Source organism: Shigella sp. FC1967 (genome assembly GCF_001743005.1).
Classification (GTDB): domain Bacteria; phylum Pseudomonadota; class Gammaproteobacteria; order Enterobacterales; family Enterobacteriaceae; genus Proteus.
In genome coordinates this window covers 1-359 of the sequence record NZ_MIIZ01001400.1, presented here as the reverse complement: position 1 = coordinate 359, position 359 = coordinate 1, and the positions used below count along the sequence as shown (strand labels likewise).

At 53.2% G+C, this 359-nt stretch carries 1 pseudogene; it reads right to left on the bottom strand.

The window, feature by feature from the left end:
• Positions 1-93 precede the first annotated feature (93 nt).
• A pseudogene (locus BHE89_RS22445) lies at positions 94-359 on the bottom strand (hypothetical protein); the annotation flags it as partial.

Sequence of the window (359 nt, the reverse complement as noted above, 5' to 3'; positions counted from 1 at the left end):
TTTTTTGTGTCCGGATAGGGTTTAAAGCAATGAGCCGTGGCTCTCCCCAGGGAAAGCACTGTAGCCTCAGCTTCCGGCGCTTCCTCAGTGTCTTCACGCAAATTCCCCGCCAAGTTGCTTCACCCATTCGGCAGCGAGCTGCACACCTTCATCAAAGGGAACTTTGTTCTTTTGAAGCACATCCAGATAGGAAAGCAGCAAGCAGTGAGGCGTAATGACGGCGGTGTTCCAATCGGTTGCGAGCCGTGTTTCGTCCATATCTGCATACCAGGCATCAACCTGATGTTTCAATCCGATCTCGGCCATCATGCCGTGCTTACCGGCGACCTTTCTGCCTTCCTCTACCACATCAACCGGGG